Consider the following 25,759-nt stretch of genomic DNA (forward strand, 5'->3'; position numbering starts at 1 on the left):
GATCCGCTGACCGTGGTCGGAGTGCTTCACCTCGGGATGCCACTGCACGCCGTAGAGGCGGCGCTCGGCGGAGCCGAAGGCGGCGACCGGGGTGACCGCGGTCTTCGCGAGCACCTCGAACCCGTCGGGGGCGGCCTGCACCGCGTCGCCGTGACTCATCCACACGTTCTGCTCGGCGGGCTGCCCGCCGAGGATGGCCCCGCCGTCGCCGACGAGCTCGGCGTGGGTCGCGCCGTACTCTCGGTCGCCGGTGTTGCCGACCGTGCCGCCGAGCTCGTCGGCGACGGCGGGGCCATCCTCGGCGGGCAGCCCGCCGAGCAGAACGTGTGGATGAGTCACGGCGACGCGGTGCAGGCCGCCCCCGACGGGTTCGAGGTGCTCGCGAAGACCGCGGTCACCCCGGTCGCCGCCTTCGGCTCCGCCGAGCGCCGCCTCTACGGCGTGCAGTGGCATCCCGAGGTGAAGCACTCCGACCACGGTCAGCGGATCCTCGAGAACTTCCTCCACCACGTCGCCGGCATCGAGCCCGACTGGAACGCGGGCAACGTCATCGCCGAGCAGATCGCGCGCATCCGCGAGCAGGTCGGCAGCGCGCGCGTCATCTCCGCGCTCTCCGGCGGCGTCGACTCGGCCGTCTCGACCGCGCTCGTGCACGAGGCCATCGGCGACCAGCTGACCGCCGTGTTCGTCGACCACGGACTGCTGCGGAAGGGCGAGCGCGAGCAGGTCGAGCAGGACTATGTCCAGTCGACCGGCGTGCGGCTCGTCACCGTGGAGGCCGCCGACACCTTCCTCGGCCACCTCGCAGGGGTGACGGACCCGGAGCAGAAGCGCAAGATCATCGGCCGCGAGTTCATCCGCGCGTTCGAGCAGGTGCAGCGCGATCTCGTCGCCGAGGCGAAGGCCGAGGGGGAGCCCATCAAGTTCCTCGTGCAGGGCACGCTCTACCCCGACGTGGTCGAGTCGGGCGGCGGATCGGGCACCGCGAACATCAAGTCGCACCACAACGTCGGGGGCCTGCCGGAAGATCTCGATTTCGAGCTCATCGAGCCGCTTCGCGCCCTCTTCAAGGACGAGGTGCGCGCCATCGGTCGCGAACTCGGCATCCCCGAGGCGATCGTCGGGCGTCAGCCGTTCCCCGGCCCCGGGCTCGGCATCCGCATCGTCGGCGAGGTCACCCGCGAGCGCCTCGAGGTGCTGCGCGAGGCCGACGCGATCGCGCGCGAAGAGCTGACGATCGCGGGTCTCGACAACACGATCTGGCAGTGCCCGGTGGTGCTGCTCGCCGATGTGCGCTCCGTGGGCGTGCAGGGAGACGGACGCACCTACGGTCACCCGATCGTGCTGCGCCCGGTCTCGTCGGAGGACGCCATGACGGCGGACTGGACGCGCGTGCCGTACGACGTGCTGGCCCGCATCTCGAACCGCATCACGAACCAGGTGCCGGAGGTCAACCGCGTGGTGCTCGACGTCACGTCGAAGCCGCCGGGAACGATCGAGTGGGAGTAGGCGTGGAGCGAACGGTCATTTCTGACCGTTCGTAGCCTGCTCCGAGGCCGTCTCGGCCTCGGTCGCGATCGCGTGCGATCGTCAGAAAAGCCCGGCTTCGGCCGGGCTTTTCCGTTGCTGCGCTCGGCGGTCGCCGGGGCGCCGCCGGCGGATCCTGCCCTCCCGCCGAGCCCCCGTCGACTCGCCGAACCCCTATCTCGTGGACGGGCGTTCGGCCAGGGGTTCGGCAGGCCGACAGGGGTTCGGCGGGCCAGCGGGGGCTTGACGGGCCGGGGGAGAGGCGCGGACGGCGGACGCAGAGACGGGCCCGGCGCCGAAGCGCCGGGCCCGTCTCTATGCACTGCCTGTCAGTCGCTGCCGCGCAGGATGGCGAGGATGCGGAGGATCTCGACGTACAGCCAGATCAGCGTGACCATGAGGCCGAACGCGGCCGACCAGGCCCACTTCTCGGGCACGCGGTTCTGCACGCCGTTCTGGATGAGCTCGAAGTCCATCACGAGCGAGTAGGAGGCGAGCAGCACGGCGAACGCGCCGATCGCGAGCCCGAGCCAGCCGCTCCGCAGGCCCCACGGATCGTCGTTCACGCCGGTGAGCATGAGCACGACGTTGACGAGCGAGAACGCGAGGTAGCCGAAGATGGAGACCATGAAGATCTTGTTCAGCTTCGGGCTGGTTCGCACCTTCCCGCTGCGGAACAGGACCAGCACGACGGCGAACACGGCGAGCGTGCCGATGATCGCCTGCGAGACGATGCCCGACCACTGCGACTCGAAGACGCCCGAGATGCCGCCGAGGAAGACGCCCTGGAAGACGGCGTAGAGCACGATGAGCGGAACACTCGGCTGCTTCTTGAAGGCGTTGACGAGGCCGAGCACGAGGCCACCGATGGCGGCGGGGAACGCGAGCTCCGGCAGCTGCCAGCCGATGGCGCCGAATGCGAGCACGATGACGAAGAGCAGAATCGTCTTCGAGATCGTGTTCTCGTAGGTCATCGGCTTGTCGGACGGGGCGACCGGCGGGTGCTGGATGCCGCCGGAGGATGCCTCGGACGCCGGAACGTCGATGCCGGGCCGCTGCGTCTGCGCGGCGGGCTGATCGTAGATGCGGCGCAGCTCGTCCGCGCTGAGCGTCTTACCGTTGAGTGCGGGATTGTTGCTGAGAGCGGGGTTGCTCATGCGTCGGGATCCTTTCCAGGCGTATGGGTCTGGTTCAGTGTATCGAGGGCGCGCTTCGGATCGGCTGTGACTTCCGGACGGTGTGCAGTGCCCGGCGACCCCCTCCTCGCCTAGGCTGAGGGTATGGTCAGCCCCGCACGCCGCCCGCTCGTCATCGGTCACCGGGGGGCGTCGGGCTACCGTCCCGAGCACACGGCGTCGGCCTACCGCCTCGCCTGCGAGATGGGGGCGGACCTGGTCGAGCCCGACGTCGTCGCGACGCGCGACGGGGTGCTCGTCGTGCGGCACGAGAACGAGATATCGGGCACCACGGATGTGGCCGCTCGCCCGCGCTTCGCGGACCGGCGCACGACGAAGACCGTCGACGGCGAGCGGCTGACGGGCTGGTTCACCGAGGACTTCAGCTGGGAGGAGCTGGCGACGCTCGGCTGTCGGGAGCGTCTGCCGGGTATTCGGCCCGAGAACGCGCGGTTCGACGGCGCCGAGGGGATCCTGCGCCTGCGAGACGTGCTCGCCATCGTCGACGAGCGGAGCGCGGCCCTCGACCGCCCGATCGGGGTGGTCGTGGAGGTGAAGCACGCGCGCTTCTTCGCGGATCGCGGCTTCGACCTCGCCGCGATGCTGCGCGCCGAGCTCGCCGCGTGCGGCTGGGCGGATCGACGGGACCGGCTCGTGATCGAGTCGTTCGAGCTCGGCGTGCTCGACCGGCTGCGGGCGTCGGGGGTGCGTGCGGAGATCGTGTTCCTCGCGGAGCAGCTCGGATCGCCGGCCGACGAGCCCGTCGGCGACGCCCCCGCCCGCAGCTACGCGTGGTATCGCAGCGACGCCGGCCTCGACCTCCTGGTCGGCCGCGTCGATGGCATCAGCGTCGCGAAGGCGGACCTGCTGCGCGTGGACGCGCTCGGCGCCGCGGTCGGGCCGACGAGTCTCGTGGAGCGGGCGCACGCCCGCGGGCTGCGGGTGTACACGTGGACCCTGCGCCCCGAGAACCGCTTCCTGAACCCGGCGTTCCGCCGCGCGTCGCCCGAAGGGAGTCCGGGCGACGGCGGGGCTGCGCCGGCGCAGTGGGGCGACTGGCGCGGCGAATTCTCCATGGTCGCGAGCTCGGGCGTCGACGGTGTCTTCGTCGACCACCCCGACCTGGGGGTCGCGATCCGCGACGGCGAGAGGGCCTGACCCGGGCGGAGCCGGCGCGGCGGGGCGCCGAGACGGGCCGATCCGCTCCGCTTCGCCGATCCGCTCCGCCTCGCCGGGCCGATCCGCTCCGCCTCGCCGGGCCGATCCGCTCCGCCGATCCGCTCCGCCTCGCCGATCCGCTCAGGCGGCTGCGACCGTGCGCTCGCCGACGAGGTTCTGCAGCATGAGGTCGCGGATCTCGGCGCGATCGTGCCCGCGGTCGACGAGGAAGCCGAGCTTCCCCATGGCGGCCTCGAGCGTCATGTCGCCGCCGTCGATCGCCCCGGCGGCCGCGAGCTCCCTGCCGACCGCGTACCGGCCGAGATCGACCCCGCCGGTCGCGCACTGGGTGACGGCGACCACGGGCAGCGCGGCGCACAGCTCGCGGAGCGTGCCGAGCATGCCGGGCCGAGCCATGGGGCCGTTGCCGCTGCCGTAGCACTCGAGCACGAGTCCGTGCGGGCGCCCGCCCGCCGATGCGCGGAGATCGTCGGCGGTCACGGCCGGAACGAACCGGAACGCGAGCACGCGGGCGGGCGCGGGCGGCGCGGCGTCGGCCGACCCGGCCGGGGCCGGGGGGACGCCGATGCCGCCCGGGGCGAGCGGAAGCTCGGCTCGGAAGGCGGCGAGCGCGATGCTGTCGTGCTTGGTCGCGCGAACGGCCGGGAGCAGCTCGCCGCCGAAGGCGATGGCCGCGGGCGAGCCCGGCGCCGCCTTCACCGCGGCGCGGATGGCGAGCGTCAGGTTGCCGATCGCGTCGGTATCGGCTTCTCCGTGGGCGAGCTGGCTGCCGGTGACGACCACCGGGACGCCGAGGTCGCCGAGCTCGAAGGCGAGCCGCGCCGCCGTGTACGCCAGCGTGTCGGTGCCGTGCGTGATGACGACGCCGCGGGGGCGCTGCGTGCGCACGCGGGCGCGAACGGCGCGGGCGATCTTCGGGGCGGTGTCGGCGTCGGCGTTCGCGCTGTCGATCGCGGGGGAGAGGTGGTTGACGCGGGCCTCGACGCCGAGCGGCAGGCAGATGCGCGCGACGAGGTCTTCGAGGATCTCGGGGAACTCGGGGTCGGGGGCGAGGCCGCTGTCGGTGCGGCGCATGCCGATCGTTCCTCCGGTGGCGAAGACGAGCACGGAGGGGCGCCGAGGGGCGGGGGATGACATGATGTCTATTCTCCGGTATCCGGGAGCGGCCGTCGTACGCACGGGTCGACGCGTCGAATGTCGGGGGCGCCTCGTAGACTGGGCGCACGATGAGCGACTTCGAACTTCTCGACCCTTCCGGGCTTCCGATCGGCGGATCCGCCGCCCACGACGCCGGCGGCGACCCGCTGGTCGACGGCCTCAACCCCGCGCAGGCGCGCGCGGTGACGACCCGCGGCCCGGCGCTGCTGATCGTGGCGGGCGCCGGGTCGGGGAAGACGCGGGTGCTCACCCACCGCATCGCGCATCTCATCCGCGAACGCGAGGCGTGGCCGAGTCAGATCCTCGCCATCACGTTCACGAATAAGGCGGCCGCCGAGATGCGCGAGCGCATCGAGGGCCTGCTGGGCGACGCTTCGCAGGGCATGTGGATCTCCACGTTCCACTCGGCGTGCGTGCGCATCCTGCGCCGCGAAGCCGAGCGCTTCGGCTACGTCTCCGGCTTCACGATCTACGATTCGGCGGACTCGCGCGCGCTGCTGAAGCGCATCATCAAGGAGCTGGACGCCGATACCTACGGCTTCACGCCCGCGAATTCGGGCGCGAAGATCTCGAAGCTGAAGAACGAGCTCGTCGATGCGGCGACGCACGCGGCGACGATGAACGAGAACGATCCCCGGGAGCGGCTGTTCGTCGAGATCTTCCGCATGTACGAGCAGGAGCTCAAGCGCGCGAACGCCTTCGACTTCGACGACCTGATCGGGCAGACGGTGCATCTCTTCCGTGCGCATCCCGACGTCGCCGCGGTGTACCAGCGGCGCTTCCGCCACATCCTCGTCGACGAGTACCAGGACACGAATCACGCGCAGTACTCGCTGATCCGCGAACTCACCCGGCCGGTCGAGCCGGAGGAGGTCGAGCGGCTCGTGCCGCCGGCGCGCGCGAAGGAACTCGACGCCTCCGGCCGCATTCCGCCCGCGAGTCTCACGGTGGTGGGCGACTCCGACCAGTCCATCTACGCCTTCCGCGGAGCCGACATCCGCAACATCGTCGAGTTCGAGCGCGACTTCGCCGGCGCCGAGGTGGTGAAGCTCGAGCAGAACTACCGCTCGACGCAGAACATCCTCTCCGCCGCGAACGCCGTGATCGGCAACAACTTCGATCGCCAGGAGAAGCACCTCTGGACCTCCGAGGGAGACGGCGAGCGCATCGTCGGGTTCACCGGCTACTCGCAGCACGACGAGGCCCGCTTTGTCGCCGAGGAGATCGAGGACCTGCACCGCGCGGGGCTGGCCTACAGCGACATCGCCGTGTTCTACCGCACCAACTCCCAGACGCGCGCACTGGAGGAGCTGTTCATCAGATCCGCCATCCCCTACCGCGTGCTCGGCGGCACGAAGTTCTACGAGCGCGCCGAAGTGAAGGACGCGATGGCCTACCTCACGAGCATCGCGAACCCGTACGACCCGATCGCGTGGTCGCGTCTGCTCGGCGCGCCGAAGCGCGGGGTGGGGGCCATGGCAGAGGCCCACCTCGCCAACTTCCAGGAGGCGCAGGGCGTCTCCTTCCACGAGGCGATGCTCCGCGCCGAGGAGGTCACGGCGATCGGCCCGAAGATCCGCGCCACCGTCCGCGCGCTCGGCGAGATGCTCGTGCGGGCGTCGCGCATGGCCGTGGGCGGAGGGGCGACGGATGTCGCGGGCGAGGACGCCAAGCCGGCACCCGTCGCCGACGTGATGAAGCTGGTGCTCGACGAGACCGACATGATCGAGAAGCTCCGGGCGAAGCGCGACCCGCAGGACGACGCGCGCGCCGAGAACCTCGAGGAGCTGCTCGCGGTGGCCCGGGAGTTCGACGTCAAGCAGCCCGGAGCCGGCCTGCTCGCCTTCCTGACTGAGGTGAGCCTCGTTGCAGCGGCCGACGATCTCGACGACTCCAGCGGCACGGTCTCGCTCATGACGATGCACACCGCGAAGGGCCTCGAGTTCAAGGCCGTGTTCATCACGGGTGTCGAGGAGGGGCTGCTGCCGCATCAGATGTCGGTCGACGAGATCGGGGGCATCAGCGAGGAGCGCCGGCTCATGTACGTCGGCATCACGCGAGCGCGCGAGCGCCTGTACCTCACGCTCGCGTCGACCCGAGCGACGTTCGGCGACGTCTCCGTCGCGATGCCGTCCCGCTTCCTGCAGGAGATCCCCGAGGGCCTCATCGACTGGCGCCAGTCACCGGGCGAGGTCACCGGCCGCGGTGGCACCGCGTCGCGCGCCCTCAACGCGCCGCGGTCGAGCGGCGGCGGATCCTGGTCGCGCACCCGCACCGATTCCGCCGTCACGTTCTCGGGCGGCGGGTCGGGCTCCGGCGCGGTGAGCGAGCCGGCGAGCGGCAACATGCAGTCCGCGCTCGACAAGTGGCGGGAGCGCAAGCGGCTGGCCAAGGAGGCTCAGGCCTCGGGCGGGGGCTTCCCGAACCTCGTCGGGGGATCCGTGCGCGATAACGGAGATCTCGAACTCGCGACCGGCGACCGCATTCGGCACGACGAATACGGGGAGGGTCGGGTCACCGGCGTCTCCGGCGTCGGCACGAAGCGGATCGCCCACGTGGTGTTCGACACGGTCGGCGAGCGCAAGCTCCTCGTCAAGCTCGCGCCGATCGAGAAGGTCGAGGCGGGCGAGGAGTAGCACGGTGCAGCGGGCGGTCAGCCGAGCAGCACGCGGAAGTCGTCGACGATGCGGAGGAAGTCCGACTCCTCGGCACTGACGTCGCCGCTCGCGGCCGTCCACTCCGTCATCTTCGCGGTCATCGCCCCGTGCACGAGGGCCAGCGCCAGGGCGGACTCGCGCTCCGGGGAATCGAGCTTCGCGTGCTCCGGGCGCGCCCGCAACCAGGCGGTCGCGACCGTGCCGAGCTGGTGGCCCGACTCCAGGATGGAGATCATCATCAGACGCCCGGCCTCGTACTGCTCGGAGACGAGGCGCATCCGGTCGCGAGCGAGATCCGCGTTGACGTTGCGGTGGCCGATCGCGGCGAACAGCAGGCGGAACAGCCCGAGCGGCAGATCCTCGGGCGTGCAATCCAGCACGGAGAAGGCGGCCTCGCCATCGGGGATCTCGATGGCGCGCCCGACGATGGCGTCGTCGCGGGAGGGGAAGTAGTTGAAGAACGTGCTCCGGGAGATGTCTGCGCGCTCGCAGATGGCATCCACGGTGACGTGCTCGACCCCGAGCTCCAGCGCGAGATGCACGGCCGACGACTCGATCGCGTTCTCGGTGCGCCGTCGTTTCCGCGCGCGCAGACCCTCGGGGCGGTTCTCCTCGGTAGTGCTCACGTGACTTCTCTCCCACTGCGTCGATTCTGACGCCTGTCCGGGAGCGGGCAGGCGGCGGCCACAGCGCGATCGAGTGTATTCTCCGTCGCTGAGAGAACGGAAGATGCTCCCGCTCCGCGGGAGCGCGCGAGCGGTCCGCTTGTGTACGGCGGGCGAAGAGATGTGTACCCTGAATGCGGGCTGGTGGGAATTCGGGGCTGCACCCGACGTCGGAAGGGGTGGAGTATGCCCTCGGCGACCGCGCTGCTCCGCAGGCACGACGCGCACTCGTGGTACGTGACCTTCGCGGGTGCACTCATGTCGCTCACTCTCGTGATCGACCTCGTGTTCCACGTGAACATGACGCAGCCCTGGCTCAACTGGCTGCTCCTCGCGATCACGGTCAGCGGCGCAGCGACGGCGCTCGTCATGGGACGCCGGCTGCCGCGCTGGGTCGGCATCACCGCCGTGCTCATCTTCCTCGCGGCGCAGGGCTACTTCCTGAGCCTCGCCGACGATCCGCAGACCGTCGTCTCCGCGATGCAGCAGCTCCCCATCGTCGCCTTCTACCTCGGATGGTTCGTCCGCCCGCGTCTCGCCGGGCCCCTGATCGCGCTGAGCATCGCCGTGTTCGGCGTCGTGTCGTTCGCCAACCCCCTCTTCCACGCCGAAGGGCGGATCGGCGCGCCCGTCGCCGTGCACGGGCTGCTGAGCCTGCTGTTCTGCTATGTCGCGGGCAACTACCTCTGGCGGCGGGCGAAGCGCGTGGAGGCCACGGACGCCCTCACCGGCGCCCTGCACCGCGCGCCGTTCGCCGAGCGCGCCGCGGCTCGCCTGCAGCGCACATCCGCTCCGATCAGCGTACTCGCCATCGACTTCGACGATTTCAAGCAGATCAACGACGCGCGCGGCCACGCGGCCGGCGACCTCGCCCTCGAGTCGACGGTCTCCGCGTGGCGCACGGAGCTGCGCAGCGGCGACGTCATCGGCAGACTCGGCGGCGACGAGTTCGCGATCCTGCTCCCCGACACGGAGCTCACCGAGGCGAGCGCCATCGCCGAGCGGCTGCACGCGTCGTCGCCGCACCCGTGGTCCTGGGGTGCGAGCGAGTACACGCCCGGCGACGACATCGCCACGCTCTTGGCCCGCGCCGACGCGGCGCTGTACCGGCAGAAGCGGAGCAAGCAGGAGGTCGACCGTGCGTGAGCGCCGCGTCGCCAGAAGCGTCCGGGCCGCGCTGCGCGACGCCTGGGAGCGCTTCACCCGTCGGCAGACCCCGTTCTCGTACACGAGCGCGGCGGTCCCGCTGCTGCTCGCCGCCGTCTTCGTCTTCGACCTCCTCCTCCCGCACCCCCACCTCAACCGCTCCGCCGTCTCGCTCTGGCTCACCTTCTACAGCATCGCCACGGTGCTGCCGCTGGCGCTCGGGAGCCGCTACCCGCGGTGGGCCGGGCTCATCGTCTTCGCCGGCATCGAATCCCTGTCCACGTACTTCCTCCTCGCCTCGATCCACGTGCACGCCGAGATCAACGCGCTGCTCGAACTGCCGCTCATCGCGCTCTACATCGGCTGGTTCTACCCGGCGGTTCTCGGCCGCGCGCTCATCGCGTTCGGCGTCCTGCGGCTGCTCGTCATCCTGTACCTGAACCCCGATCTCGGCGGCGGCGTGGCAGACCCGCGCATCATGATCGTCTACGCGATCCTCGTCGCACTGTTCTGCTTCGAAGGGGCGCGCACCGTGCAGCGGCAGCTGCGCAGGGAAGCCTGCATCGACTCCCTCACCGGAGCTCTGAACCGCAGGGGGCTCCAGGATCTCGCCGGGGCCGTGCGCAGGCGCGCCGCCAAACGCGGGGAGCCGGTCACGGTCGCCATGCTCGACTTCGACGACTTCAAGGGCGTGAACGACGCCGGCGGCCACACCGCGGGCGACGCCGCGCTCTCGGCGAGCGTGAGCGCATGGAACGAGCTCGTCGGACGGCGCGGATCGAACGGGCGGCACGGCGGTCTCGTCGCGCGGCTCGGAGGAGACGAGTTCGCCCTCGTGCTCCGCAGCGATGCGGCGTCGGTCGAGGATCGCCTGCGGCGCCTCCGGGCGAGCTCCGACTTCGCGTGGTCGTGGGGGATCGCGACGGCCCGGCCGGGAGAGGCGCTCGACGCGGTGCTCGCCCGCGCAGACGCGGCCCTCTACCGCGCCAAACCGGACAACGGTCGGGGTTCGCCCATCGCGCGGTGATAGGCTGAGCCCCGGTCGAGTTACCTCGACATCGAGACATTTTTCTGCCTCGGATCACCCCGACTCCCAAGCGAAGGACAGTACGTGGATCTGTACGAGTACCAGGCACGAGATCTATTCGAACGATACGAGGTGCCGGTACTGGCCGGCATCGTCGCCGACACCCCCGAAGAGGTGCGCGCGGCGGCCGAGAAGCTCGGCGGCGTGGTCGTCGTGAAGGCCCAGGTCAAGACCGGCGGCCGCGGCAAGGCCGGCGGCGTCAAGGTGGCGAAGAACCCCGACGAGGCGTTCGCGGCGGCGCAGTCGATCCTCGGGCTCGACATCAAGGGCCACGTCGTCGAACGCGTCATGGTGGCCGCGGGCGCAGACATCGCCCAGGAGTTCTACTTCTCCGTGCTGCTCGACCGCGCCAACCGCTCGTACCTCTCCCTGGCCTCGGTCGAGGGCGGCATGGAGATCGAGCAGCTCGCCGTCGAGAAGCCCGAGGCGCTCGCGCGCGTCGCCGTCGACCCGCTCGTCGGCATCGACGCCGCGAAGGCGGAGGAGATCGCCCGCGCCGCGAAGTTCCCCGAGGAGCTCGTGTCGAAGGTGGTTCCCGTGTTCCAGAAGCTCTACGAGGTGTACGTCGGCGAAGACGCGACCCTCGTCGAGGTCAACCCGCTCGTGCTCACCGGCGCCGGCGACATCATCGCCCTCGACGGCAAGGTATCGCTCGACGAGAACGCCGACTTCCGTCAGCCGCAGCACGCGGAGCTCGCCGACAAGTCGGCGGAGGACCCGCTCGAGGCGAAGGCCAAGGAGCAGGACCTCAACTACGTGAAGCTCGACGGCGAGGTCGGCGTGATCGGCAACGGAGCGGGCCTCGTCATGTCGACGCTCGACGTGGTCGCCTACGCCGGGGAGAACCACGGCGGCGTGAAGCCCGCCAACTTCCTCGACATCGGAGGCGGTGCATCGGCGGAGGTCATGGCGGCCGGGCTCGACGTGATCCTCGGCGACCCGCAGGTGAAGTCCGTCTTCGTCAACGTCTTCGGCGGCATCACCGCGTGCGACGCCGTCGCCAACGGCATCGTGGGGGCGCTCGAGAAGCTGGGCGATGCGGCGAACAAGCCGCTCGTGGTGCGCCTCGACGGCAACAACGTCGAAGAGGGACGTGCGATCCTCAACGAGGCCGCGCACCCGCTCGTGACGCAGGCCGCCACCATGGACGAGGGCGCCGACAAGGCAGCCGAACTCGCGAACGCCCGCTGAGCCGAGACGAAAGACTGTAGGAGAACCACCATGTCGATCTTCCTGAACCAGGATTCCAAGGTCATCGTCCAGGGCATCACCGGCGGCGAGGGCACCAAGCACACGGCGCGCATGCTCGCGGCGGGCACGAACGTCGTCGGCGGTGTGAACGCCCGCAAGGCGGGCACGACCGTCTCGCACGTCGACGCCGACGGCAACAGCGTCGAACTGCCCGTCTTCGCCTCGGTCGCGGAGGCGATGGAGGCCACCGGCGCCGACGTCTCCGTCGCGTTCGTGCCGCCCGCATTCACCAAGGACGCCGCCATCGAGGCCATCGACGCGCGCATCGGGCTGCTCGTCATCATCACCGAGGGCGTTCCCGTGAAGGACTCCGCGGAGCTGTGGGCGCACGCGCAGGCGACCGGCAACGAGACCCGCATCATCGGCCCGAACTGCCCCGGCATCATCACGCCGGGCGAGGCCCTCGCCGGCATCACCCCGGCGACCATCACGGGCAAGGGCCCCATCGGACTCGTGTCGAAGTCGGGCACGCTCACCTACCAGATGATGTACGAGCTGCGCGATCTCGGCTTCTCGACGGCCATCGGGATCGGCGGCGACCCCGTCATCGGCACGACGCACATCGACGCGCTCGCCGCATTCGAGGCGGACCCGGAGACGCGCGCGATCGTGATGATCGGCGAGATCGGCGGCGACGCCGAAGAGCGCGCCGCCGAGTTCATCAAGGCCAACGTGACGAAGCCGGTCGTCGGCTACGTCGCCGGCTTCACCGCGCCTGAGGGCAAGACCATGGGCCACGCGGGCGCCATCGTGTCGGGCTCCGCGGGAACCGCGCAGGCGAAGAAGGAAGCGCTCGAGGCTGCGGGCGTCAAGGTCGGCAAGACGCCGACCGAGACGGCGAACCTGCTGCGCGAGGCCTTCAACGCGCTCTAGGCGCCAGGCGTCGTCGTTCGGCGGGGCGGTCTCCTTCGGGAGGCCGCCCCGTCTGCGTGTTTCGCAGGCGGGCGACGGAGAAGCGCGCGCGTGTGGATCGCGCGGGGTGCGCGAGCAGGGAGTTCGTGGTGCGGGGCGGAGTAAGATTCTGGCAATGAGATCCTTGGTGACTGCGGTGATCGCCGCAATCGAGGCGGTCGCCGTGGCGCTCGCCGGAATCGCGGTCGTCGCCGTCCCCGCAGTGCTGATCTGGGTGATCACGTTCGGGCTCGCCGCGGAGCCCGCCTCGGTCGCCGCGGACGTGACCGGCGTGTGGCTGCTCGCGCACTTCGTTCCCCTGCACTTCTCGGTGTCGGCGGAAGCCGCGCTGAGCCTGGGGCTCGCTCCCGAAGCACTCGACTTCACACTGTCGCTGGCCCCGCTCGGCATCACGCTGATCTCCGTGCTGCTCGCGCTGCGGGCGGGCTGGCGCTTCGCCGGGCGCGGCGGAGTCGGCGCGATGGGCGTGGTCGGCGGCATCGTCGGCTTCGGGGCGGTCGCCCTCGTCGCAGCCGTGTTCGCCGCGCCGCTCATCGAATGGACGTCGATGCAGGCGGCGCTCAGCGCGGCATCGGTCTACGGCGTCGCCTCGGCCGCGGCGTTCCTCGTGCGGGCGGGGCGCGACGGGCATCCGTGGTGGGCGGGGAGCGTGCGCCAGGCCCTCCGCGCGATCGAGTACCTCGGGGTGCGATCGGGCGCAGCGCTGCCGAGCCGTGCGGCCGAGCTGCTCCGCCTCGCCGGGGCGGCCCTCGCGCTCGTCTTCGGCATCGCGGCCGTCGCGTTCGCCGTCGCCGTCGCGACCGGGTACGCCGACGTGACCGCACTGGCGCAGAGCCTGCAGTTGGACCCCATCGGATCGCTGACGCTGTTCCTCGTGCAGATCGCGCTGATGCCGATCGCGATCGTGTGGAGCGTCGCCTGGATGTCGGGCACGGGGTTCGCGATCGGGGCGGGAAGCTCGGTGACGCCGTTCGAGACGCTGCTCGGCCCGCTCCCCGCGCTGCCGATGCTCGGCGTGCTCCCCGACGGGTGGGGGGAGCGGGGCGCCTTCGCCCCGGGCGCGCTCGTCGTGGCCGCTCTCGCGCTGGGGGTGCTCTTCGCCCGCCGGCCGGCGCTGCGCCGCGCATCCTGGCCCGCCGCTCTCGCGATCACGGTGCTGGCGGCCGGGCTGGTGGGGCTGTGCGTCGCGGGTGCGAGCGCCCTCGCCACGGGTTCGCTGGGGCCGGATCGCCTCGCCTCGAACGGGCCCGAAGCCTGGCTCACCGGCGGCGTCGTCGCGCTCGAAGTGGGCGGCGGGCTGCTGATCGGTGTGGTCGTCGGCCGCTTCGATGCTGCGAAGGTTCGCGCCGCGATGCCGGAAGCGATCCCCGGTATCGGAGGGGGGCGCGGGACTCGGCCCGGTGCTGCGGAGGCGCAGGCCCCCGAAGACGACGTGGATTTCGAGGCCGCAGTGGACGAGGCGCTCGAGCTGGGTGCGGATCGACGGAGCGCTGCACGGCGGTGGAAGGTCGCCGGGCGGCTCGACGCCGATGATCGCGCCGCCCCGCCCGTGACCGCCGGATCGCTCGCGTCGACGCCGTTCTCGGTGGAGCACTCCGGCGCGTCGGGAACCGACGGGTTCGAGACTGATGCGTTCGAGACCGACGCGTTCGAGACCGACGCGTTCGAGACCGACGCGTCGGGAACCGACGGGTTCGAGACCGATGCGTTCGAGACCGGTGCGCGCGAGGCCGAATCCGTCGACACCGAATCCGTCGACACCGAGTCCGTCGACACCGAGTCCTTCGAGACGGAGGAGCTGGCGCGCCCTGCGCGCGGCCGCACGCGGCCCGGCACGGCCGGGGATCCGCAGCCCGGCGCGACGGCCGAACCCGCGCCCGGCGTCGACGAGCTGACCGACGAGGCGGCACTGCTCCAGGCTTTCGCGTGGGATGCCGAGTCGCCGACCGACGCAGCGGCCGAGGAGCCGCCGGAGACCGAGCGGCGCTCGGGTTGGCGCTGGCCCGGGCGCGGACGTTAGGGTAAGAGGGCAATCCACGGGAGTCCCGGCGCGCGGGGCTGAGAGGGAGCACGCGAGCTCCGACCGTTCACCTGATCTGGTTCATGCCAGCGGAGGAAGGACGCATCGATGATGCCTACGCTCACACCCCGACGAATGCGGCGTGCCGCACTCACCACGACTGCCGCTGCCGCCGTGCTCGGGATCGGACTGACCGGCTGCGCGACCGGCGCCGCCGACGAGACGAACGGAGATGGCGCGGGCACCGTGACGCTCGCCGTGCACGACTCGTTCCCGAACGAGGACTTCGCGGCGGCCGCGAGCGCCGCGACGGGCTTCGACGTGCAGGTCGTCTCCGCCGGAGACGGCGGTGAGCTGACGAACAAGCTCGTGCTCACGAAGGGCGCGCCGATTGCGGACGCCTTCTTCGGCGTCGACAACATCTTCGCCTCGCGTCTGCTCGAGAACGAGGTCGTGGCCGAATACACGCCCGAGCACCTGCCGGGCGACGCGGAGCAGTTCGCGGTCGACGGCGATCCCGACTCGGGGCTCGTCGCGGTGGACCACGGAGCGACGTGCATCAACATCGACACAGCCTGGTTCTCGGATCAGCAGCTCGCCGCGCCCGAATCGTACGACGATCTGACGAAGCCCGAATACCGCGACCTCACCGTGCTGCTCGACCCGACCGCGTCGTCGACGGGCGCGTCGTTCCTCGTCGGCACCGTCGCAGAATTCGGCGAGGACGGGTTCGCCGACTACTGGCAGCGCCTCATGGACAACGGAGCGCGCATCGAGCAGGGGTGGAGCGACGCCTACTACGGACAGTTCACGCAGGGCGGAGAGAACGGGACGCGACCGATCGTCGTCTCCTACGCGTCGTCACCGGCGTTCACCGTCGACGAGGCGGGCACCGCGTCGAGCACGGCCGCCCTGCTCGACACCTGCACGCGGCAGGTCGAGTACGCCGGAGTGCTGCAGGGCGCCGAGAACGAGGCCGGCGCCCGCGCCGTGGTCGACTACCTCGTCTCGCACGAGTTCCAGCAGACGATCCCCGACGCGATGTACATGAACCCGGTCGACAGCACCGTCGAGATGCCCGCGGCGTGGACGCAGTTCGCGCCGTCGCCGGCGGCGGGGCAGACCCACGACCTCGACTCGCGCGAGATCGAGGCGGGCCGCGAGACCTGGCTCAAGGCGCTGAGCGAGCAGATCGGGCTGTAACCATCCGCCGGATCGGCCGCGACGCCCCACGTGCCGCACTCGGCCCGTGGGGCGTCGCGGCGTGGACGACGGCAGCCGCGCTGCCGCTCGGATTCCTCGTCCTCTTCTTCGTCTGGCCGGTGCTCTCGCTCGTCGCGACGGGCTTCACCGATGGGGGATCGCTCGATCTGAGCGGCCTGCCCGAGGTGTTCGGCGCCGAGCGCACGTGGCGCGTCATCGGGCAGACGTTCGCGCAGGCCGGGCTCGCGACCGTGCTCTCCCTGCTGCTCGGCGTGCCGGCGGCGTACGCGCTGTACCGCCTCGATTTTCCAGGGAGGGCGCTGTTGCAGGGGGTGCTCACCGTGCCCTTCGTGCTGCCCTCGGTGGTGGTGGGCGTCGCGTTCTCCGCGCTGCTCGGCCCGGGCGGGCCGCTCGCGTCGTGGGGGTGGGATCAGAGCTTCATCGCCGTGGTGCTCGCGCTCGCCTTTCCGAACGTCGGCGTGGTCGCGCGCACGGTCGGCGGGTTCTGGTCGCGCCTCGACGACACGTCGGAGCAGGCGGCGCGTGTGCTCGGCGCGTCGCGCGCGCAGGCCTGGCGCATGGTCACCCTTCCCGCGCTCGGCCCCGCGATCGCCTCGGCCGCCGCGCTGGTGTTCCTCTTCTGCTCCACGTCGTTCGGCGTCGTGCTCATTCTCGGAGGCACGGCGTTCGCGAACGTGGAGACGGAGATCTACCGGCTGACCGTGCAGTTCCTCGACCTGCGCGGCGCGGCGGTGCTGTCGATCGCCCAATTCGGGATCGTGGCGCTCGCGCTCGTCGTGTCGTCGCGGCTGCGGCGCGCGGGCGAGCGGGCGGTGGTGCTGCGCGAGGAGCGGGGTCGAGGCGAGCGGCCGAGACGGGCCGATGCGCCGGTGCTGGTGCTGTTCGGGGCGACGGTGCTGCTGCTCCATGCGTTTCCGCTCGGAGCGCTGGTGGCGCGATCGTTCACGGGTCGCGACGGCGAATGGACGCTCGCGAACTACGCCGCGCTCGCGGATCCGCCGCCGGGCCTGCCGATCGACGGAACCGTGGTCGAGGCGATCGTCGCATCGCTGCGGATCGCCGTGGTCGCGGCGCTCATCGCCATGGCGCTCGGGATGCTGCTCGCGCTCGTGCTCTCACGCCGGCCGCGCGCGCCGATGCTGCGCCGGGGCATCGAGGCGTTCGACGGTCTGGTGATGCTGCCGCTCGGGGTGTCGGCGGTGACGCTCGGGTTCGGGCTGCTGCTCACGATGCACCGCCCGCTCGGCATCGGGTTCGACCTGCGCACCTCGACCGCGCTGATTCCGATCGCGCAGGCGCTCGTGGCGCTGCCGCTCGTGGTGCGCACCCTGCTGCCCGTGCTGCGGGGCATCGCCCCGGAGCTCAGGGACGCGGCGGCGTCGCTCGGCGCCGGTCCGTTCGCGATGCTGCGCGCCATCGACCTGCCGCTCCTCGGGCGCTCAGCGGGGCTCGCGCTCGGATTCGCCGGGGCGGCGTCGCTCGGGGAGTTCGGTGCGACCGCCTTCCTCGTGCGGCCGGGGGAGCAGACGCTGCCGGTGGCCGTGGCCGCGCTGATCGGGCACCCAGCGCCCGGCAGCTACGGCGCCGGGCTCGCGGGAGCGGTGGTGCTCGGAGCGGTGACGGCGGGGATCATGCTGCTCGCCGAGCGGTGGCGCACCGACGGGGCGCGGGAGTTCTGATGCGACTCATCGAAGCCGATGTGCTCCTCATCGACGGTCGCTCGGGGTCGGGCAAGACCCGCCTCGCCGCGCAGGTCGCCTCGGCGTGCGCGGCGGCAGGCAGGCCGGCCCAGGTGCTGCACGTCGAGGCGCTCTACCCGGGCTGGGACGGTCTGGCCGAGGGATCGGAGGCGCTCGCGGCCGCGCTGCGCTCCGGCGCCTACCGGGTGTACGACTGGATCGCTGAGCAGTTCGGCACCCGGGAGCGCATCGCGCCCCGCGCGCCGCTCGTGATCGAGGGCTGCGGCGCCATCACCGCCGCGAATCTCGCCGCGGCCCGGGACTGGGCGGCCGGCGCCGACGTCGCGGGGCGGCGCTCCGCCGATCCTCTCGTGCGCAGCGTGTGGCTGGAGGTCGACGTCGAGGTGCGCAAGCGGCGGGCGCTCGATCGGGACGGCGACGTCTACGCGCCCCACTGGGATCGCTGGGCGGCGCAGGAGGAGGCGCTGTACGCGCGGCACCGCCCCTGGCAGCTCGCGGATCGCACGATCGGGCCGCGCCCGGAGCCGCGGGGGCTGCGCTCGCTCTGAATGGGCTCACGCCCTGCTGCGCCGGCGTCCCACCGCCCACAGCAGCGCTCCCCCCACCGCACCGACCAGAGACAGGCCGGCGATTCCGGCGGGGAGGGCGGCGCCCGTCGATGCGAGTTCAGGTGTCCCGCCCCCACCCGGCTCGTTCGCTCCGGGCTCGGCGGCTCCCGGCTCGTTCGCTCCGGGCTCGGCGGGATCGTCGCCCGGGGGCTCCGGGGACTCCGGGGACTCCGGGGACTCCGGAGGCTCCGGGGGCGTGCTCGCCTCCGCCACCGACAGGATGGCGGGTTCGCTCCGACCGACGCCTTCGATATTGCCCGCTGCCGCGCGGTACTGGCGACCATCCGCACTCCGCGCAACGTTCGACAGCGTCAGTGTCGTCCCATCGGGCGATACCGCCGCATCAGTGCCTTCCGCGACCCGCGCCCACGTCTCTCCGTCAGCGGAAGTCTCCCAGAACACCTCGTCGGCGGGAGTGCATCCCGTGACCGCGGTGGAGAACACGGCGGTCTCTCCGGGAGCCGTGCGCTGATCGTCGGGTAGAGCGACCTCCGGCAGCTGCGTGTACGTGAACCCGTTCGGATACGCGACCGGCGTCTGCGGGATCCCGTCGGCCGACCACTCCACCACGACATCGACGACACAGGAACCGCTCGCAGGGGTGAGCACCGTCAGCGTGTCGGCGCCGGACACGAGTTCGGTCCCCGCGACGCCGCCGAACAGCACCCGGTCGACGTGCACCGCTCTGACGGGCCCGGATACCGCGACCGGGACGTTCGAGGCTGCCGTCGTTCCGGTGCCCAGCTGGCCGGACCCGTTGGATCCCCAGGAGTGTGCGACTCCGTTCGCGTCGACCACCGCCGAATGCGCGTTCCCCGCAGTGATGGCCGTCACCGCAGTGCCCGACAGGGCCTCGACCTTCACCGGCGCATTGGAGTTCGCATTCGTTCCGACCCCCAGCTGGCCGGAGCCGTTGGAGCCCCACGTGAAGAGAGTTCCCTCAGCGCTCGACCCCGCCGAGTGGTAATCGCCCGCCGTGACGGACACGAAGGCGATGCCGGGTGGAGTGGCGACGGCGACCGGAACGCTCGAGGCCGTGTTCGTCCCGTCGCCCAACTGGCCGGAGCCGTTGGAACCCCAGGAATAGAGGGCCCCATCGGAACCCAGCGCCACCGTATGGCCCGCGCCCGCCGCGAACTCGGTGTAGGTCGTACCGGGCGGCGCCGAGACCGCGACCGGGATGTTCGAGTTCGTCGTGCTGCCCACACCCAGCTGGCCGGCGTTGTTGTAGCCCCATGCGTAGAGCACTCCGTCGGAACCCAAGCCCAACGAGTGGTAGTCGCCCGCAGCGATAGCGGTGAAGCGCACGCCAGGCGGAGCCTGCACCACCACCGGAACCGATGACGTGATGTTCGTTCCATCGCCCAGCTGGCCGGAGCCGTTGGATCCCCACGCGTAGACGACCCCGTCGGCGGTCAGCCCCAGCGAGTGCACACCACCCGCCGCCAGCGCGGTGAACGACACCCCGGGAGGTGCCGAGACCGCGAGTGGGCTGCTCGAATTCGTGCGGGTTCCATCACCCAGCTGGCCCTCGTTGTTGTACCCCCAGGAGTAGGGGACCCCGTCCGATCCCAGGGCCAACGAGTGGTGATTCCCCGCCGAGACAGCGGCGAATGTGCGGCCGGTCGGAACCTGCGACATGATCGGGGTACTCGAATTCGCGCTGGAACCGTTCCCCAATTGCCCCGAGCCGTTCGACCCCCAGGCGTATACCACCCCGTCGGAACTCAGCCCGAGGGTGTGGACGTCGCCCGCCGAGAGATCCGCGAGCACGGCGGGCCCGGCCTCGGGCAGGGGAAGGGTCACTGAGGTCCCGCCGGAGCCGGACCCCGTATCGGGTATCGGGTTCGCGTGAGCCGCAGCTGCGCCCGAGAGCACCAGGCCTCCGGCCAGACCGGTGGAGAGGAGCAATCGAAGCGCGCGGCGTGCTCTCATAATGAGTGAGTCAAACACACGGTGATGGGCCGGTCAATCACCATTCCCAGCGGATGAGAAGCGGGCGCTCGGCGCTAGAACGCGACAGGAACGTCGGCCTCCTCGAGAGCGCGGCGCACCTCGTCGCTGTGGAAGGCCTCGGCGAGCGCCGCGACCTCCGGCGAATCCGCGTTGTCCTCGCGCGAGACGAGCGACACCGCGAACTGGGGATCCTGCTCGGTGGCGATCGCGTCGTCCTCGGGCGTGAGCCCGAGCTGACGGGCGAAGGTGCCGTGGAGGAAGACGGCGTCCGCCTCGGGGTAGGCGGCGGAGAGCTGCATGATGTCGACCTCGACGAACTCGAGCTTCCGGGGGTTCTCCGTGATGTCGTCGACCGTGACCGACCAGGTGTCGGCCTCGGGATCGAGCTCGATGAGCCCGGCCTGCGCCACCATCTGCAGCGCGCGCGCCGCGTTCGAGGTGTCCTGCGGGATCACGATGCGCCCGCCCTCGGGCATGTCGTCGAGGCTTGCGTGCGAGCTCGAGTACATGCCGACGACGGTGAGGTAGACCGGTTCGATGACGACGAGCGAGGCGTCGTTGCCGGCGTTGAACTCCTCCATGAACGGGGGGTGCTGCACGAAGTTCGCGTCGAGCTCGCCGTGCTGCAGCATCGAGTTGGGCTGCACGTAGTCGGCGACCTCGACGAGCTCGATCTCGTAGGGCGCTTCGATGGCTTCGGCCGCCGCTTCCACGACGTCCGTCATCGGAGTCGTGGTGGCGGCGACTTTGAGGGTGCGGGTGCCCTCCCCGTCTGCGCCGCCGGCGCTCGAGTTCGAACCCGAGGCGCAGCCGGAGAGCGCGAGGAGGGCGATGGCGGCGGTGGTGGTCGTGAGCATGAGACGGCGATGCATGGCGTGCTTCCTGTCGGGGTGCGGGTGGTCAGGGGTCGGGGGATCCGGCGGCGCCGTCAGCGATGATCGATCGCGCGCGAGACGCGCGTGCCGAGGCTCTGCAGCAGCATGACGCACGCGACGATGAGTGCGATCGTGACGTACATCAGGGTGAAGTCGTACTGGTGGTAGCCGTAGCGCATCGCGAAGTCGCCGATGCCGCCGCCGCCGACGACGCCGAGCACGGTGGAGTAGGAGACGAAGCTGATGGTGGCCGACGTCAACGCGTAGACGAGACCGGAGCGCCCCTCGACGAGCAGGAAGCGGAACACGGTCTGCACGATGCCGGCGCCCATGGATTCGGCGGCGAGCAGCAGACCGCTCGGCAGCTCGAGCAGGATCTGCTCGGTCAGCCGCGCATAGATGGCCACGGCGACGAAGCCGAGCGGGAAGGTCGCGGCGACGGTGCCGAAGCTCGTCTCGAACACCAGCCGGGTTACGGGGATCATGAACACGACGAAGAGGAGGAACGGGAAGGAGCGCACGATGGTGACGTACGCGTTCGCCGCGGTCCAGATGACTCGTCGCGGCATGACGCCGCCCGCGCGGGTGAGATAGATGACGATGCCGAGCGGTGTGCCGAAGAGCGCGGCGACGATGATCGAGGCGAGCACCATGTAGCCGGTCTCGCCCATGGCGCGGGCGATCTCCGCACCGTGCTCGCCGAAGACGCGCTGCAGCTCGTTCCAGATCGTCACGACGCGAGCCTCGACCGCACGTGATCGAGATAGCGCTGCTCCCGCTGCCGGGTGGTGCGCGGCACCGCCACGGTGTCGAGCAGCACCCCCCGCTCGAAGACCGCGGCGGCGTCGCACACGGCCTGCACGGCGTCGAGCTCGTGGGTGACGAGCGCGATGGTCGTTCCGAACTCCGTGCGCGTCGTCTGCAGCAGATCGAGGATCTCCGCGGTGGTGTGCGTATCGAGTGCGGAGGTGGGCTCGTCGCAGAGCAGCAGCTCGGGACCGGTGACGAGGGCGCGCGCGATGGCCACGCGCTGCTGCTGGCCGCCGGAGAGCTGGGCGGGGTACCGGTCCGCGAGCGCGGAGAGGCCGACGAACTCCAGCATCGCAGCGACCCGCTCGGGATCGCGCCGGTGCTGCAGTCGCAGCGGAAGGGCGACGTTGGCGCGCGCGGTGAGATTGCCGACCAGGTTGAAGTGCTGGAACACCACGCCGATCCGGTGCCGCATGGCGCGCAGCTCGCGTGGCGCGAGCGATGCCAGGTCGGTGCCGCCGACGAGCACCCGTCCGCTCGTCGGGTGATCGAGGCCGTTCATGAGTCGCAGCAGCGTCGACTTGCCGGCGCCGCTCTCGCCGAGCACCCCGAAGATCGATCCGCGGGGAATGTCGAGGCTGACGTCGGCGAGCGCGTCGACGGCGCCCTCGCCGCTGCCGAACCGTCGGGTGACGCGGTCGAAGACGACCGCCGCGGGTGCGGCAATCGGAGCACTCATGAGACACCGCCCGAGGAGGAGAGGAACGAGGATTACTTAGACTCGGTCTAAGATAGGCGCTGGCGGGCGGCAGAGCAAGTCCCGCGCACCCACCCCGACGCGAGGAGCAGCATGACCCACCACGACGATTCGCGGGGGAGCGCGCCCGCCCTGTTCACTGCCGCGGCGCGAAACGTCGACGGGGTCGACGGCGAGAGCTGGATCGAGGGCGACGGGCTGCGCGTCGCCGTAGCCGCGCCGACCGGCGCCGCCCGCGCGGGAGCCACGAACCCGGAGGAGCTGCTCGCGCTCTCGTGGGCGACCTGCCTCAACGCCGCCGCTCGCGTGGTGGCCGGGCCCGGCATCGAGGTCGAAGCGCGTGCCGAGATCTCACTCCACGCGCGCACCGCGGGCGGCTACGAGTTCTCGGGCGACGCGCAACTGCGGTTCGTCGGCGTGCCGCTCGACGAGGCGCGCGCGCTCGCCGTCGCCGCCCATGAACGGTGCCCCGTCTCGCGCATGCTCAGCGGCCGCTCGGCCGTGCGCGTCACCGCCGTCGCGTAAACTGATGCGGTGCTGAAAATCGCGGTTCTCATCTCCGGTGGCGGCAGCAACCTCAAAGCGCTGATCGACGCCGCCGCGGACCCCGACTTTCCGGCGGAGATCGCCTGCGTCGGATCGGACACGGACGCGCCCGGCCTCGATCACGCGAGAAGCGCCGGCATCCCCACGTTCGTCGTGCGCCCGCGCGACTCGGCCACGCGCGAGGAGTGGGGCGCCGTGCTCGCCGCCGCCATCCAGGAGCACCACGTGGGCACCGGCCCCGACCGCGGGCTCGTCGTGAGCGCGGGCCTCATGCGCATCCTGCCGCCCGGCTTCGTGCGCACCTTCAGCCCGCACCTCATCAACACCCACCCCGCGCTGCTCCCCGAGTACCCGGGCGCCCACGCCGTGCGCGACGCGCTCGCCGCAGGCGCCGCACGCACGGGAGTCACCGTGCACGTCATCGACGAGGGCGTCGACACCGGCCCGGTGCTGCGCCAGGCGGCCGTCGACGTGCTGCCCGGCGAGACGGAGGCCGATCTGCACGAGCGCATCAAGCAGCTCGAGCGCCCGCTGCTCGTCGAGACCGTGCGAGACATCGCGCTCGGGCGCCTCGCGCTGCCCGGCGCGGCGTGATCCCGCAGCCCGACCGGCCCCCGCCTCTCACTCCGCCAGCGAACACCCCCACCGGCCAGCGAACACCGACCTAAGGAGCCACGCCGCATGGCAGTCCAGAGCCACGACCCCAGCCTCTACGAGCACCGCGACATCGTGCCCGTGCGACGCGCACTCATCTCCGTCAGCGACAAGACCCGCCTCCTCGACCTCGCCGCGGCGCTCGCCGAGCACGGCGTCGAAATCGTCTCCACCGGGTCTACGGCCGCCACGATCCGCGAGGCCGGCCACGACGTGACCGACGTCGCCGACGTCACCGGGTTCGCCGAGGCCCTCGACGGTCGCGTGAAGACGCTGCACCCCGCCGTGCACTCCGGCCTGCTCGCCGACCTGCGCCTCGCCGACCACCGAGGGCAGCTCGACGCCCTCGGCTTCGCCCCCTTCGAACTGGTCGTCGTGAACCTCTACCCGTTCGAGGAGACGGTCGCCTCGGGCAAGCCCGCCGCCGACGTCATCGAGAACGTCGACATCGGCGGCCCGGCGATGGTGCGCGCGAGCGCGAAGAACCACGCCAACGCGGCGATCGTCGTCTCGCCCGCGCGCTACGACGAGGTGATCGCAGCCCTGCGATCCGGCGGCACGACACTCGCTCAACGCCGCTCGCTCGCCACCGAGGCCTTCGTGCACACGGCCCAGTACGACGCCGCCGTGGCGAACTGGTTCCTCGAGCAGGAGGACGCGCAGTGGAGCGACGCCCCCGCCGCCGAGGCGGAGGCCGCCGAAGCCTCGATCGACAGCATCTTCGAGACCGGCGAGGGATACGTCGGCTACGAGATCTTCGGGCTGCGCGAATCGGTGCTGCGATACGGCGAGAACAGCCACCAGCGCGCCGCCCTCTTCACCGAGAACGAGGGCTCCGGCATCGCGCAGGCCACCCAGCTGCACGGCAAGGAGATGTCGTACAACAACTACGTCGACGCCGACGCCGCGCTGCGGGCCGCGTTCGACCACGAGCGCCCCGCCGTCGCCATCATCAAGCACGCCAACCCGTGCGGCATCGCGGTCGCCCCCGACGACGCCGCCGACCCCATCGCGGCTGCGCACGAGCTCGCGCACGCCTGCGACCCCGTCTCCGCATTCGGCGGGGTGATCGCCGCGAACCGCACGGTCACCCGGGCGATGGCCGAGACCGTCTCCGAGATCTTCACCGAGGTGATCGTGGCGCCCGGCTTCGAACCCGACGCGCTCGCCGTGCTCACGCAGAAGAAGAACGTGCGCCTGCTCGTGCTGCCGGCCGACTACACGCCCAACCCGGTCGAGCTGCGCCAGGTCTCCGGCGGCTTCCTGCTGCAGGATTCGGACCGCACGTTCGCGAGCGCGTCCGACTGGACGCTCGCGACCGGCGAGCCCGCAGACGCCGAGACGCTCGCCGACCTCGAATTCGCCTGGCGCGCGAGCCGCGCGGTGAAGTCGAACGCCATTCTGCTCGCGAACCGCGGCGCCTCCGTGGGCGTCGGCATGGGACAGGTCAACCGCGTCGACTCGTGCCGTCTGGCAGTCGAGCGGGCGGGGGAACGCGCACGCGGATCCGTCGCCGCCTCCGACGCATTCTTCCCGTTCGCCGACGGCCTGCAGGTGCTGCTCGACGCCGGTGTGCGCGCAGTGGTGCAGCCCGGCGGTTCGGTGCGCGACCCCGAGGTCGTCGAGGCCGCGCGGGCCGCGGGCGTCACCATGTACTTCACGGGGGAGCGCCACTTCTTCCATTGATCGCCTGACCTGCGATTTTCGCGCGCATTCATCTGGTGTGAGCAAGCCTCGCCTTCGTTGCGAGGGCGTGCTCGCCCCGGGAGAATCGAGGTGTGGAAATCGTCAAGGGAATTCTCATCGTTCTGCACCTGATCGGATTCGGCGCGGTGTTCGGCAGCACGCTCGCCCAGCTGTCGGCGGTGAAGGAGGCGCGCGCCCGCATCACCCCGGGCATCATGCACGGGGT

The 25,759-nt window shown here is 71.1% G+C and carries 21 protein-coding genes, 1 pseudogene and 1 riboswitch; of the genes and pseudogenes, 14 read left to right on the forward strand and 8 right to left on the reverse strand.

From position 1 onward, the window contains the following. Positions 1-339: glutamine amidotransferase-related protein (locus NS354_RS13790; RefSeq protein ID WP_241490396.1), on the reverse strand; the 339-nt coding region annotated here is incomplete at its 3' end. Here NS354_RS13790 and guaA point away from each other — a divergent pair. After that, positions 286-1,509 (forward strand): annotated as a pseudogene (gene guaA / locus NS354_RS06530) (glutamine-hydrolyzing GMP synthase); the annotation flags it as partial. The gene NS354_RS13790 and the pseudogene guaA sit on opposite strands and share 54 nt — an antisense overlap. Positions 1,510-1,856: 347 nt before the next feature. Here the strand turns inward: guaA and NS354_RS06535 are convergent. After that, positions 1,857-2,684, reverse strand: coding sequence for a Bax inhibitor-1/YccA family protein (locus tag NS354_RS06535; protein WP_058593772.1), 828 nt, complete (start codon positions 2,682-2,684; stop codon positions 1,857-1,859). 123 nt (positions 2,685-2,807) lie between these two features. Between NS354_RS06535 and NS354_RS06540 the strand changes: the two genes are divergently transcribed. Beyond that, complete coding sequence (locus NS354_RS06540; RefSeq protein WP_058593773.1) at positions 2,808-3,860, forward strand: glycerophosphodiester phosphodiesterase family protein; 1,053 nt, start codon at positions 2,808-2,810, stop codon at positions 3,858-3,860. Positions 3,861-4,001: 141 nt separating this feature from the next. Here NS354_RS06540 and NS354_RS06545 read toward each other — a convergent pair whose 3' ends face one another. Beyond that, positions 4,002-5,018 carry an asparaginase domain-containing protein gene (locus NS354_RS06545; RefSeq protein ID WP_241490402.1) on the reverse strand — a complete coding sequence of 339 codons (1,017 nt, stop codon included), beginning with the start codon at positions 5,016-5,018 and terminating at the stop codon, positions 4,002-4,004. Between the two features lie 89 nt (positions 5,019-5,107). On the opposite strand from NS354_RS06545, the gene NS354_RS06550 reads away from it, so the two are divergent. Continuing rightward, positions 5,108-7,675, forward strand: coding sequence for an ATP-dependent helicase (locus tag NS354_RS06550; protein WP_058593775.1), 2,568 nt, complete (start codon positions 5,108-5,110; stop codon positions 7,673-7,675). Positions 7,676-7,692: 17 nt separating this feature from the next. Here the strand turns inward: NS354_RS06550 and NS354_RS06555 are convergent, their stop codons facing one another. Further along, positions 7,693-8,322, reverse strand: coding sequence for a TetR/AcrR family transcriptional regulator (locus NS354_RS06555; RefSeq protein ID WP_058593776.1), 630 nt, complete (start codon positions 8,320-8,322; stop codon positions 7,693-7,695). A 225-nt stretch (positions 8,323-8,547) separates the two neighbouring features. Between NS354_RS06555 and NS354_RS06560 the strand changes: the two genes are divergently transcribed. From NS354_RS06560 to NS354_RS06595, 8 genes are all read left to right on the forward strand, one after another. Continuing rightward, positions 8,548-9,507: a GGDEF domain-containing protein gene (locus NS354_RS06560; RefSeq protein WP_058593777.1), complete on the forward strand. Its 960-nt coding sequence runs from the start codon at positions 8,548-8,550 to the stop codon at positions 9,505-9,507. After that, the gene (locus NS354_RS06565) at positions 9,500-10,534 is read left to right on the forward strand and encodes a GGDEF domain-containing protein (RefSeq protein WP_058593778.1); all 1,035 of its coding nucleotides are present in this window, start codon (positions 9,500-9,502) and stop codon (positions 10,532-10,534) included. The genes NS354_RS06560 and NS354_RS06565 overlap by 8 nt, the downstream gene beginning before the upstream one ends. A gap of 84 nt (positions 10,535-10,618) precedes the next feature. Then, positions 10,619-11,785, forward strand: a complete 1,167-nt coding sequence (gene sucC, locus NS354_RS06570; RefSeq protein WP_058593779.1) for an ADP-forming succinate--CoA ligase subunit beta — start codon at positions 10,619-10,621, stop codon at positions 11,783-11,785. 30 nt (positions 11,786-11,815) lie between these two features. Further along, a complete protein-coding gene (sucD, locus tag NS354_RS06575) occupies positions 11,816-12,718 on the forward strand; it encodes a succinate--CoA ligase subunit alpha (RefSeq protein WP_058593780.1) in 903 nt (300 codons plus the stop codon). Between the two features lie 154 nt (positions 12,719-12,872). Then, positions 12,873-14,777, forward strand: a complete 1,905-nt coding sequence (locus NS354_RS13545; RefSeq protein ID WP_193750719.1) for a cell division protein PerM — start codon at positions 12,873-12,875, stop codon at positions 14,775-14,777. Between the two features lie 6 nt (positions 14,778-14,783). Continuing rightward, positions 14,784-14,892, forward strand: a riboswitch (TPP riboswitch). Positions 14,893-14,912: 20 nt separating this feature from the next. Further along, complete coding sequence (locus NS354_RS06585; RefSeq protein WP_153002131.1) at positions 14,913-15,980, forward strand: thiamine ABC transporter substrate-binding protein; 1,068 nt, start codon at positions 14,913-14,915, stop codon at positions 15,978-15,980. 119 nt (positions 15,981-16,099) lie between these two features. After that, positions 16,100-17,680 carry an ABC transporter permease gene (locus NS354_RS06590; RefSeq protein ID WP_058593783.1) on the forward strand — a complete coding sequence of 527 codons (1,581 nt, stop codon included), beginning with the start codon at positions 16,100-16,102 and terminating at the stop codon, positions 17,678-17,680. Beyond that, on the forward strand, positions 17,680-18,249 hold the full coding sequence (locus tag NS354_RS06595) for a hypothetical protein (protein ID WP_058593784.1): 570 nt from the start codon (positions 17,680-17,682) through the stop codon (positions 18,247-18,249). Before NS354_RS06590 ends, NS354_RS06595 begins: the two co-directional genes overlap by 1 nt. 6 nt (positions 18,250-18,255) lie before the next feature. Here NS354_RS06595 and NS354_RS06600 read toward each other — a convergent pair whose 3' ends face one another. The 4 genes from NS354_RS06600 to NS354_RS06620 all read right to left on the reverse strand — a co-directional run bounded on the left by NS354_RS06600 (position 18,256) and on the right by NS354_RS06620 (position 22,629). Then, the gene (locus NS354_RS06600) at positions 18,256-20,115 is read right to left on the reverse strand and encodes a cell wall anchor protein (protein ID WP_193750720.1); all 1,860 of its coding nucleotides are present in this window, start codon (positions 20,113-20,115) and stop codon (positions 18,256-18,258) included. Between the two features lie 203 nt (positions 20,116-20,318). Beyond that, positions 20,319-21,137 carry a MetQ/NlpA family ABC transporter substrate-binding protein gene (locus NS354_RS06610; RefSeq protein WP_058593787.1) on the reverse strand — a complete coding sequence of 273 codons (819 nt, stop codon included), beginning with the start codon at positions 21,135-21,137 and terminating at the stop codon, positions 20,319-20,321. 56 nt (positions 21,138-21,193) lie between these two features. Next, positions 21,194-21,874: a methionine ABC transporter permease gene (locus tag NS354_RS06615; RefSeq protein WP_082677948.1), complete on the reverse strand. Its 681-nt coding sequence runs from the start codon at positions 21,872-21,874 to the stop codon at positions 21,194-21,196. Then, positions 21,871-22,629 (reverse strand): methionine ABC transporter ATP-binding protein, encoded by a 759-nt coding sequence (locus NS354_RS06620; RefSeq protein ID WP_058593788.1) that lies wholly within the window; start codon positions 22,627-22,629, stop codon positions 21,871-21,873. Before NS354_RS06620 ends, NS354_RS06615 begins: the two co-directional genes overlap by 4 nt. A 111-nt stretch (positions 22,630-22,740) precedes the next feature. Between NS354_RS06620 and NS354_RS06625 the strand changes: the two genes are divergently transcribed. The 3 genes from NS354_RS06625 (at position 22,741) to purH (ending at position 25,533) form a co-directional block, all read left to right on the forward strand. After that, positions 22,741-23,172 carry an OsmC family protein gene (locus NS354_RS06625; protein WP_058593789.1) on the forward strand — a complete coding sequence of 144 codons (432 nt, stop codon included), beginning with the start codon at positions 22,741-22,743 and terminating at the stop codon, positions 23,170-23,172. Positions 23,173-23,181: 9 nt separating this feature from the next. Further along, entirely contained in the window at positions 23,182-23,787 is a 606-nt protein-coding gene (gene purN, locus NS354_RS06630; protein WP_058593790.1) for a phosphoribosylglycinamide formyltransferase, read from the forward strand. An 87-nt stretch (positions 23,788-23,874) separates the two neighbouring features. Then, positions 23,875-25,533: a bifunctional phosphoribosylaminoimidazolecarboxamide formyltransferase/IMP cyclohydrolase gene (gene purH, locus NS354_RS06635; RefSeq protein ID WP_058593791.1), complete on the forward strand. Its 1,659-nt coding sequence runs from the start codon at positions 23,875-23,877 to the stop codon at positions 25,531-25,533. Positions 25,534-25,759: the final 226 nt, after the last annotated feature.

Source organism: Leucobacter chromiiresistens, assembly GCF_001477055.1.
Taxonomy (GTDB): domain Bacteria; phylum Actinomycetota; class Actinomycetes; order Actinomycetales; family Microbacteriaceae; genus Leucobacter; species Leucobacter chromiiresistens_A.